The sequence below is a fragment of the Amycolatopsis rhizosphaerae genome (assembly GCF_007713715.1).
Taxonomy (GTDB): Bacteria; Actinomycetota; Actinomycetes; order Mycobacteriales; family Pseudonocardiaceae; genus Amycolatopsis_E; species Amycolatopsis_E rhizosphaerae.
In genome coordinates this window covers 1-10,375 of sequence record NZ_VJWX01000247.1, presented here as the reverse complement: position 1 = coordinate 10,375, position 10,375 = coordinate 1, and the positions used below count along the sequence as shown (strand labels likewise).

Sequence of the window (10,375 nt, the reverse complement as noted above, 5' to 3'; positions counted from 1 at the left end):
CCCTGACCCTGCCCCGTCCCCACGCCGGACCCGTCACCCGCCTGCGGGTCGGCCACGGTTCGCCCGAAGAGTAGGAGAAACAGATGCATCCCGCTGATCTGGCCATCATCGTGGTCTATCTGGCGGCCATGCCCGCCATCGGCGTGCTCGTCGGGCGCAAGCAGAAGTCGGCCGCGGACTACTTCATCGGCGAGCGCAGCCTGCCGTGGTGGGCCGTGTGCTTCTCGATCGTGGCCACCGAGACCTCGACCCTCACCGTGATCAGCACCCCCGGCCTGATCTGGGCGGCCTCCGGCAACTACAACGGCTTCACCTACCTCCAGTTGCCGTTCGGCTACATCCTCGGCCGCACGCTGGTGTCGTTCGTGCTGCTGCCCCGCTACTTCAAGGGCAAGCAGTCCACCGCGTACGCGTTCCTCGGGGAGCGGTTCGGCCCGGCCATGCAGGGCGTGTCCTCGATCGCGTTCATCGTCACGCGGCTGCTCGCCGAGGGGGTCCGGCTGTTCGCGGGCGCCATCCCGATCCAGCTGATCCTCTCGCACTACGGACTGCACACCCAGTACTGGCAGATCGTGGTGGCGCTGACCGCACTGACGGTGATCTACGCGCTCGTCGGCGGGATCAAGGCGGTGGTGTGGGTGGACGTCATCCAGCTGACGGTCTACGTCGGCGGCGCGATCATCGCCATGATCGTGCTGGCCACGAAGCTGCCCGCGGGCTGGACCTCGAAGGCCGCCGACGCGGGCGTGTTCAAGCTGTTCGACTTCGACTTCTCCGGCCTGCACCTGCTGACCAGCCAGTACGCCTTCCTGACCGCGGTGGCGGGCGGGGCGATCTTCACCATGGCCTCGCACGGCGCCGACCAGCTGATCGTGCAGCGGTTCCTGGCCTGCCGCAGCGTCGCGGACGGGCGCAAGGCCCTCATCGGCAGCGGGATCGCGGTGACCCTCCAGTTCGCCCTGTTCCTCCTGGTCGGCGCGATGCTGTGGGCGCACAACGGGTTCCGCAACCTGAAGCAACTGGGGGTCAAGAGCGACGACATCTTCACCAACTTCATCACCAGCGAACTGCCGGTCGGCATGGCCGGGCTGCTCATCGCCGCGATCCTCGCCTCCACCATGGGGGCGCTGGCCTCGGCGCTCAACGCCCTGTCGAACTCCACCGTCGCCGACCTGTACCAGCGGTTCACCAAGCGCAAGCCGGAGGACTCGAAGCTGCTGCGGCACGGCCGGATGTGGACGCTGGTGTGGGCGGTGGTGTTCGCGATCTTCGGTTCGGCGTTCAGCAGCCGCAACAACCCGGTCATCGAGCAGGGCCTGTCCATCACCGGCTACACCTACGGCGCGATGCTGGGCGCGTTCTTCCTCGGCATGTGGGTCAAGCGGGCACGCCAGCTCGACGCGATCATCGCGTTCGTGGTGACCGTCGCGGTGATGGCGGTGGTGGTGCTCGCGGTGAAGATCCCGCCCGCACCCGGCGCCAAGCCGGTGGGCCTGGCCTTCCCCTGGTACACGCTGCTGGGTGTGCTGATCACCCTGGTGGTCGGCGGCGCGCTGTCGCTGCGGCACCGCAGCGCCAACCCGAGGGTCGGCGCCGAACCCGAACCGGCCCCGGAACCGGCCGGTTCCTGACCGGCCCGGGCCCGGCAAGCTTCCGGCCCCTGCGGGCCCGGGGCGCTCAGGCGCCCCGGGCCCGCAGAGGTGCGCTGACGGTGTGCAGGTGCCGCAGCACCTGCAGGTAGGAGCCGAAGGCGCTGGACTGGTGGTAGGGCAGTCCCAGGCGGCGGCAGAAATCCTCCACCAGCGGCTGCGCGTGCCGCAGGTTCGCGCGCGGCATGCTGGGGAACAGGTGGTGCTCGATCTGGTAGTTCAGGCCGCCCAGCGCGAAGTCGGTGATCCGCCCGCCCCGCACGTTGCGCGAGGTGAGCACCTGCTTGCGCAGGTGGTCCAGCTTCTCGCCCGCCTTCAGCGTCGGCATGCCCTTGTGGTTCGGCGCGAACGAACAGCCCATGTACAGCCCCCACAGCCCCTGGTGCACCGCGATGAACACCAGCGCCTGAAGCGGCGTCAGCACCAGGAACACCGCGGCGAGGTAGCCGGCGAAGTGCGCGGCGAGCAGCACCGCTTCGAGCCGGCGGGCCTTGACGCGGCCGCGGAGGACGGCCACGGCGCTGGAGTTGTGCAGGCTGAGCCCTTCCAGCAGCAGCAGCGGGAAGAACAGGAAGGCCTGGTACTTGGTCATCCAGCGGAAGAATCCGCGCTTTTCCGCGGCCTGCTGCTCGGTGAACGCGAGCACCGCGATGTCGAGATCGGGGTCGTCGTCCTCGTGGTTGGGGTAGGCGTGGTGGCGGTTGTGCTTGCCCACCCACCACGCGAAGCTCATCCCCACGAGTGCGCCGAGCAGGTAGCCCGCGACGTCGTTGGCCCGGCGCCCGGCGAAGACCTGCTTGTGCCCGGCATCGTGCCCGAGGAAGGCCAGCTGCGCGTAGACGAGCGCGAAGAACGCGCCGGTCAGCAGGTTCCACCAGGAAGCCCCGACGAAGGCGAAGGCGACCCAGCCGAGGACGAGCAGGGTGGCGTTGAGCGTGAGCTTCCAGGCGTAGTCACCGGGGCGCCGCCGGAGCAGGCCCCGTTCCTTGACATCGCGCATCAGTTCGGCGAAATCGCTTCCACGGCGGACGAAGCTGTACGTCAATTCAGTGATCACCGGCTACCGGTCGGGGACGCGGAGGTCGCCGATCCGATCGGCCGGTTTGTTCCGTTCGTCCGAGTGGGCTCCTGATGCGGCCACGGTACCCCAGGAGGTTTGCGGTCAGTCGGCGGGTGGCGCGGCCGCACCTACCTGTGAGTAGATCGTGTACCGCGCGCTCGACCAGGACGGTGCCCCGCCGATCGGTTCGATCCTCACCTGCACGGCCTGCTTCCCCGCGGTCGCCCAGGCCGGCACGTCGAAAGCGTCTTCCAGCCACCGCGAGAACGCGTTGCCCAGTGGCTGGTACCACTCGCCGACCAGCCGGTCGTCGACGTAGACGTTCGCCTGCTGGAAGGGCAGGGCCTGATCGGAGGTCCGGCGCAGGCGCAGCCCCCGGTTGCCCGGGTCGGTCTTCGCGGTGAAGCGGATCGTGCCGGTGGCGTAGGTGACACCACCGGTCACCGGCGTCCGGTCGCCCTTGCCCTCGAAGGTGGAGGTCAGCGTGGTGCGCGTCTCCCCTTCGGCGGAGTACCCGTGCGTGGCGCGGCTGCCGTCGTCGGCCAGGTCCACCGTGTCGCCGCTCCGCAGCGACGGGTCCGCCTGCCCGTACCAGTAGGCGGTGGAGCTGTACTCCGCGGGCATCGACGAGCGGTCGCCGTGTTCGATGTCGAACTCCACACCGTCGCCGAAGGGGACGGCGTCGGCGATCATCAGCCGGTAGGCGCCGAGGCAGACGTACTGGCAGCCGTCGGCCGCCGTTTCGTGCCCGACCATCCCGGCCTGCGGCATCGCGTACGGCACCCCTTCGACGGCCCCGTCGCGGGCGTCCTGGAAGTACCAGCCCGACTCGTAGAAGTCCTCCGAGCCGGTGCCGTACATCGCTGGACTCGCCGAGCCGTCCGGGTACATCCGCTCGTCGCCTTCGAGGTAGTTCAGCTGCGAGACCGGCCCGGGCGGGATGTGCCCGCGCATGGTCGTGGTGACCCCGTAGAACAGGCCGCGGCCCGAGGTGTTCAGGAAGGACCAGTCCTGGCCGTCCACCGTGTCGCCGCGGCGCCCGGTGGCGTGGAAGTAGCCGAGCGCACCGCTGCGCAGACCGTCCACAACGGACGGATCCGGAGCGGAGGTCACGCCGAGCCGCCCATCGCCGATCGCCACCCCCGAACCGTTCACCAGTTCCACCGTGGCCTCCCGCGCATAGGGCATGGGCCACCAGGACGTGAAGGCGCCGTCTTCGGTGGTGTCGATGGAATGCAGGAGTGTGCGCGAGGCGTACTTCCCGAGGCCGGAACCGAAGAACTCGCCGACCGGCGCGTCCACCGTCGTCCTGCCGTCGAAGGTGATCCGCAGCCGCAACCCCGCCAGTACCGCCGCCGAAGCGGCGACCCGGTCCGCGGGCACGGGATAGCGGAACCAGCGCAGGCCCGCCCAGGTGCCGCCGGTGATGCGGTAGCCGTGCACGGCCTCGTCACTGACGTGGTTCGGCCCGACGTCCATGACGTCCGTGCGCACCCACTGGCCGCCGATCCTGCTGTGGATCTCGTAGCGGAACTCGTTGAAGTCCACGTCCGAGGAGACGAAGGTGTTCGTCAGGCGCAGGCTCGACCGCCCCGCGGTCATCGACGCCGGGATCTCGATGGTCTGGTCGGCCCAGGTGCCGGGCGCGGCCGCGCCCGGCGCCCATTCCCCCGCCTGCCGCCCGTCCACGGCCAGGCTCGCCCGCTGGTTCCCGATTCCCGCGTCGTACCTCCTGGTCACCCGAACCCCCTCGTTGCCGGGGGCGATGGCCGCGGTGAACTCGCTGCGGCCGGGCCCGAAGGCGCGGCCGTCGTCGTACACCGCCGGGGCGGCGCTCACCTGGGGCAACCGCAGTTCGAGCCGCGTCAGCTGCCGGGCGCCCCCGGTCACCGGCAGGCTCAGCGAGGCCCCGGGAGCCAGCGCCACCCCACTGTCCTGTGTGGACGTTCCAGGGGCGGGCGGTTTCGGATCGCGGATCCCGTACCCGCGCAGGCGGGCGAGCACGTCGAGCGCCCGGTCGCTGGGATCGAAGGTGTGCACCCCCCTCGCGTCGGCGAACTGGCGGTAGGTCACGTGGTAGAAGTGCGGATTGTTCTGCGTGGTGATCCGCATCGAATTCGTGTACGGCATCGGGACCTTGATCACCGATCCGCCCATGGTGTCGGCCGAATTTCCCACCAGCGGCCAGACGAACGGCGCCCCCTTCCGCCCGTCGACGATGTCCTGCAACGATCCCTGCAACACGACACGGCCGTCGAGTTCCACCGTGATGCCGCCGATCGCGGCCACGGAATCCGCGGCGTAGGTGAACCACATCGAAGAGATTTCCCCGGCGCCGTGCGCTTCGGCGATCACGCATTCACCGCCCGGCTCGTGGCGCAGGCACGAATAGGTGCCGTTGAATCCGTCGTCGTTGCCACCGGTGCGGTCGAAACTGGAGAACTGCTTGACCTGCTCCCCCGGCCGCAACCGGGCCATGCCCGACAGCGACCGGTAGGTCTCCCAGCCGACCGGCCCCTTGTCGGCACCGGCGGTGACAGCGACATTGTCGGCATTGTTGGCACTGTCGGAGCCGTCGGGGCTGTCGGAACCGCGGGCCACGGCGGGCATCGCCGCCGTGAGCCCCGCGATGAGCAGCAGCCCGAGGGTGACCAGACTCGGCCTTCGCCAGTTTTCCGGCATGACAAAGGAAGGCTTCGGCATGGGAAGGGCTCCTGGCTCGGCACGGGTAATCGATTGCCGAGCCAGTAAAGGCCACGCCGGGCCGGGCTGTCCATCGGCCACGCGAGTGGTTCGGACAACCACCCGGCCGGGGAACCGGAGGAGACCGGGACGGGTGAAAGCGAGCGTCAGACCGGCGTGTCTGCGGGGGCTTCGATCTTGTCGGCGCGCAGCCGCTGCGAAATCACCTTCGTGATGCCGTCGCCCTGCATGCTCACCCCGTACAGCGCGTCCGCGATCTCCATGGTCGGCTTCTGGTGCGTGATGATGATCAGCTGCGAGGACTCGCGCAGCTGCTCGAGCAGGCTGATCAGCCGCCGCATGTTCGTGTCGTCCAGCGCGGCCTCGACCTCGTCCATCACGTAGAACGGCGAAGGCCGGGCACGGAAGATCGCCACCAGCATGGCGACCGCGACCAGCGACTTCTCCCCGCCCGAAAGCAGCGAAAGCCGCTTGACCTTCTTGCCCGGCGGCCGCGCCTCGACGTCCACGCCGGTGGTGAGCATGTCGCCGGGCTCGGTGAGCACCATGCGGCCGTCACCACCCGGGAACAGCACCGAGAAAACGATCTCGAACTCGCGTGCCACGTCGTGGTAGGCGGAGGTGAACACCTCGAGGATCTTGTCGTCCACCTCTTTGATGACCGTCAGCAGGTCCTTGCGGGTGGCCTTGAGGTCCTCCAGCTGCGTGGACAGGAACTTGTAGCGTTCCTCCAGTGCCGCGAACTCCTCCAGCGCCAGGGGGTTGACCTTGCCCAGCAGGGACAGGTCCTTCTCGGCCCGCTTCGCGCGGCGCTCCTGGGTGGCCCGGTCGTAGGGCATCGCGGGCGGCGCGCTCACCTGCTCGCCGCGCTCCCTGGCCTCGGTGTACTCGGCCATCTCCCCGGCGCTCGGCGGCACCGGCACGTCCGGCCCGTACTCCGCCACCAGCTCGTCGAGCGCGATGCCGAAATCATCGGAGATCTTGGTCTCGAGCTGTTCCAGCCGCAGCCGCTGCTCGGCGCGCAGCACCTCGTCGCGGTGCACCGCGTCGGTCAGTTTCTCCAGTTCACCCGCCAGCTCACGGACCCGGCTGCGGATCTGGGCGAGAGCGGTCTCCCGCTGCTGCCGGGCGGCCTGCGCCTCGTCCCGTTCGGCGGCGGCACGCTGCACGGACAGCTCGATCCGCTCCAGTGCCAGCTCCCCGGCGTCGACCACGGCGGAGGCGATGGCCGCCCCCTTCTCGCGGGCGACCCTGGCCTTTTCCGCCCGCTCCCGCGCCTGCTGCTCGGCGTGGGCCGCGCGCCGCAGCGACTCGGCCCGCCCCGCGATGCTGCGCGCCCGCTCCTCGGCGGTGCGCAGCGCGAGCCGCGCCTCGACCTCCTCCTGGCGGACCACGGCGAGCTCTTCGGCGACCTGGTCGCGCTCACTGGTGTCCGGATCCTCGTCGACCGGCTGATCGGCCACCGCGGCCAGGCGCTCTTCGAGTTCGGCGAGCTTCGCGACCGCTTCCTCACGGCCGGCCTCGACCTTCGCGCGCTGCTGGTGCAGCCTGCTCACCTCGGCCTCCGCCGAGCGCGCCGCCTGCTGCAGCCGGTTGAGCCGTTCCGCCGAGCGCGCGTTGCGCACCCGGGCCTCCCCCAGCGCCTCCTTGGCCTGGCCGACCTCGTCGCGGCGGGCCTGCTGCTCGGCCCGCGCCCCTTCCAGCTCGGCGGCGGTCCGTTCGAGGAGGCGTTCCGCGACGAGCAGCCGGTTCTGCGCCTCGTCGACGGCGGCCTGCACCTCGATGACGCTTTCGCTGCGCGCCGCGGACCCGCCTGCCGCCCAGTGCGCACCGAACACGTCGCCCTCGGCGGTGACGGTGGCGACCTCGGGGTGCACGGCGACCAGCCGGCGCGCGGCGTCGAGGGTGTCCACAATGGCCACCAGCGCCAGCGCCCGCTCCACGGCGGGACGCAGCACTTGCGGCGCGCTGACCACCTCGCGCGCCCAGCGCGCACCCTCGGGCAGTGCGGGCCACGAGGAGGTGTCCACTGTGTACTCTTGCCCGCCGAGCAGCACACCGGCCCGCCCGGCATCGTTGTCCTTCAGGTACTTCAGCGCGGCGAGCGCGTCCTCACCGCCCCGGACCGCGACCGCGTCGGCCACCGGTCCGAGCGCCGCGGCCAGCGCGACCTCGTACCCCGGTTCGACCGTGAGCAGCGCGGCCACCGAACCCAGCAGACCGGGCAGGCGCTCGCTCACGGCGAGCAGTGCGCCCGCACCGTCCTTGCGCTTGAGTCCCAGGGAAAGCGCGTCCACCCGCGCCTTCTCCGACGCGATCTCCCGCTCGGCGGCCCGCTCGGCCTTCACCAGCTCCTCGACCCGGGCCTTGGCGGCGTTGTTCGCCTCCACCGCCCGGTCGTGACGCGCCTGCAACTCCGCGTCGCCGGACTCTTCGGCGCCGCCCGCGGCCTTCGCCTCTTCCAGCTCCTCCACCGCGATCTCGGCGCGGGCCGCGGCCTCGTCGATGGCGGCGGTGAGCCGGTCGACCTCATCGGAGGTGGCACCGTTCTTGCTGCGCAGCGCCTCGACCTGGCCGGAGAGCTTGGCCAGTCCCTCGCGGCGGTCGGCGATCGCCCGCACCGCCGCCATATGCGCCTTCTCCGCGGCCCGGACCGCGTGTTCGAACTGCTCGCGGCGCTGCACGGTCTGTGCCAGCAGTGCCCGTGCCTCGACGACCGCCTCGTTGAGTTCCTCTTCGCGCTCGGCGACCTGCTCGGCCTCGGCGAGCATCTCCTCCGGATCCCGGCCGCCGGAATGCGCCTCCACCGCCGACGACAGGTGCCGCTGACGCTCGACCGCCAGGCGCACGGTGCCCCGGAGCCGCTCGGCGAGCGCGGACAGCTTGTACCAGGTGTCCTGCGCGGCGGTCAGCCGCGGCGCGTCCTCGGCCAGCAGGGCCTCGAGCTGGGCCTCCTCCGCGGAGACGAGCTCCAGCTCCTGCTCGACCTCGGCGCGGCGCGCCCTGGCGCGGTTCTCGTCCGCCTCGTCCCTGGCGATCGCGGCGCGCTGGGTCACCAGATCGTCGGCGAGCAGCCGCAGCCGCGCGTCCCGCAACTCGGCCTGCACCGTCTGCGCCCTGCGCGCGATCTCGGCCTGCTTGCCCAGCGGTTTGAGCTGACGCCTCAGTTCGGCGGTCAGATCGCCCAGCCGGTCCAGGTTGCCCTGCATCGAGGTGAGCTTGCGGAGAGCCTTTTCCTTGCGCTTGCGGTGTTTGAGCACCCCGGCCGCCTCCTCGATGAAGGCGCGGCGCTCCTCGGGCTTGGACTCCAGGATCTGCGCCAGCTGGCCCTGCCCCACGATGACGTGCATTTCGCGGCCGATACCGGAGTCCGACAGCAGTTCCTGGATGTCGAGCAGCCGGCAGGTGCTGCCGTTGATCTCGTATTCGCTGGCCCCGTCCCGGAACATCCGGCGGGTGATCGAAACCTCGGTGTAGTCGATGGGCAGGGCACCGTCGGCGTTGTCGATGGTGAGCGTGACCTCGGCGCGGCCGAGCGGGGCCCGCCCGGAGGTGCCGGCGAAGATGACGTCCTCCATCTTGCCGCCGCGCAGGTCCTTCGCCCCCTGCGTGCCCATCACCCAGCGCAGCGCGTCCAGCACGTTGGACTTGCCCGAGCCGTTCGGGCCCACCACGCAGGTGATGCCCGGCTCGAACCGCAGGGTGGTAGCCGAGGCGAAGGACTTGAAGCCCTTCAGCGTCAGACTCTTCAGGTGCACGAGGCGGGGACCCCTCCGAACCGCTGAGACCGTGGAAAAAGCGCTGCCAGTCGGGTGAGTCTAGCGGCCCACCCGCTCTGGGTGAGGGACGCGCCGCGTGTCCCCCGGTCAGCGGCGCGCTTCCCCCGCCCGGCGGCGCACTTCCGCGTCCTGGCTACTTCTCGTCGAAGCCGGTCAGCCCGCCCCGCGCGGCCGACCAGTGCTCGACGACCCGATCCACACTTCCGGGTGAGGCGCCGGAGCGCAGGGTGGCCAGAAGCTGCTCACAGTGGTTCCGGCGACCCTCCGCAATCACCTGGACCCGGCCGTCGGGCAGGTTCTCCGCACTGCCCACCAGGCCCAGTTCGAGCGCCCGGCACCGGGTCCACCAGCGAAAACCGACCCCTTGCACGCGGCCGCTCGCCCAGGCGGTCAGGCGAACCGGCTCGTTTCCCGTCTCCACGGCCCCCATCGTGCCGTACGCCGGCGATTGCGGAGTGTCAACCCTGAGCACCGCATCGCTCGCCCCGCGTCAGCCCACAGTGCTACCGTGCCTGCCGATCAGCCGCTTGGGCTAGAGACTGTTTCGAAGTGGTTTGCGTGGCGGTGCGGGTAGCGGAACCTCAGGCGGTCCCTGACTGCGGGATCGCCTCCTCATGAATGCCAATTCATGCGCGCTGGCAGTGCTGTTCTTGCCAGGAACCACCTGAGAACCCGCGGCGGTGCAAGTTGACGGCCCACAGCAAGCGGCTCCGCCGCTTCGAACGACAACCTAAACTAATAGACTCCTCCTACCCACAGGCGGATTTTCCTCGGCAAGGAGCCACCATGACCCAATCGGGGTCACGTCCGGGTCGGCGCACGGAAGTGGCGCCGCCGCGCGATTCCGCGTCGCGGGCCAAGCGCAACGGCTACGCCCTGCTCGCGATGAGCGGTGTCGTCCTGGCCACGGCGTTCGGCGGCCTCGCCGAACTCGCCGCGCCCACGACCCAATCCGCCAACGGTGGGATCACCAGCGGCAACAGCACCTCCTCGGGCCCGGAGATGATCCCGGGCAGCGCGGTCCCCGGCCAGACGACGGTCACCGGCACCCCCCTGCCCGGTACCACCGCCTCCACCACGCCGACCGCCGTCGTCCACGTCGGCAAGGACGGCAGGACCACGGTCACCCTGGTGCCGCCGCCGGGCAGTTCCAGCGCCCCGGTGGTGCTCCCGCCGGGCAGCCC

5 protein-coding genes and 1 pseudogene are annotated in these 10,375 nt (G+C 70.4%); 2 read left to right on the top strand and 4 right to left on the bottom strand.

The genetic code is table 11. The annotated features are described in order from the left end of the window. The first annotated feature begins 83 nt into the window (after positions 1 to 83). Positions 84 to 1,631, top strand: a complete 1,548-nt coding sequence (locus FNH05_RS22490; protein ID WP_144590693.1) for a sodium:solute symporter — start codon at positions 84 to 86, stop codon at positions 1,629 to 1,631. A 46-nt stretch (positions 1,632 to 1,677) separates the two neighbouring features. Here FNH05_RS22490 and FNH05_RS22485 read toward each other — a convergent pair whose 3' ends face one another. The 4 genes from FNH05_RS22485 to FNH05_RS22470 form a co-directional block, all read right to left on the bottom strand. Beyond that, positions 1,678 to 2,703 carry a fatty acid desaturase family protein gene (locus tag FNH05_RS22485; RefSeq protein ID WP_425458476.1) on the bottom strand — a complete coding sequence of 342 codons (1,026 nt, stop codon included), beginning with the start codon at positions 2,701 to 2,703 and terminating at the stop codon, positions 1,678 to 1,680. Positions 2,704 to 2,811: 108 nt separating this feature from the next. Beyond that, positions 2,812 to 5,412: a glycoside hydrolase family 172 protein gene (locus tag FNH05_RS22480; protein WP_246127886.1), complete on the bottom strand. Its 2,601-nt coding sequence runs from the start codon at positions 5,410 to 5,412 to the stop codon at positions 2,812 to 2,814. Positions 5,413 to 5,558: 146 nt separating this feature from the next. Beyond that, positions 5,559 to 9,170, bottom strand: coding sequence for a chromosome segregation protein SMC (gene smc / locus FNH05_RS22475; protein ID WP_144590692.1), 3,612 nt, complete (start codon positions 9,168 to 9,170; stop codon positions 5,559 to 5,561). A gap of 154 nt (positions 9,171 to 9,324) precedes the next feature. Beyond that, a complete protein-coding gene (locus FNH05_RS22470; protein ID WP_144590694.1) occupies positions 9,325 to 9,621 on the bottom strand; it encodes an acylphosphatase in 297 nt (98 codons plus the stop codon). A 356-nt stretch (positions 9,622 to 9,977) separates the two neighbouring features. Here FNH05_RS22470 and FNH05_RS22465 point away from each other — a divergent pair. Beyond that, positions 9,978 to 10,375: pseudogene (locus FNH05_RS22465) on the top strand (hypothetical protein); the annotation flags it as partial.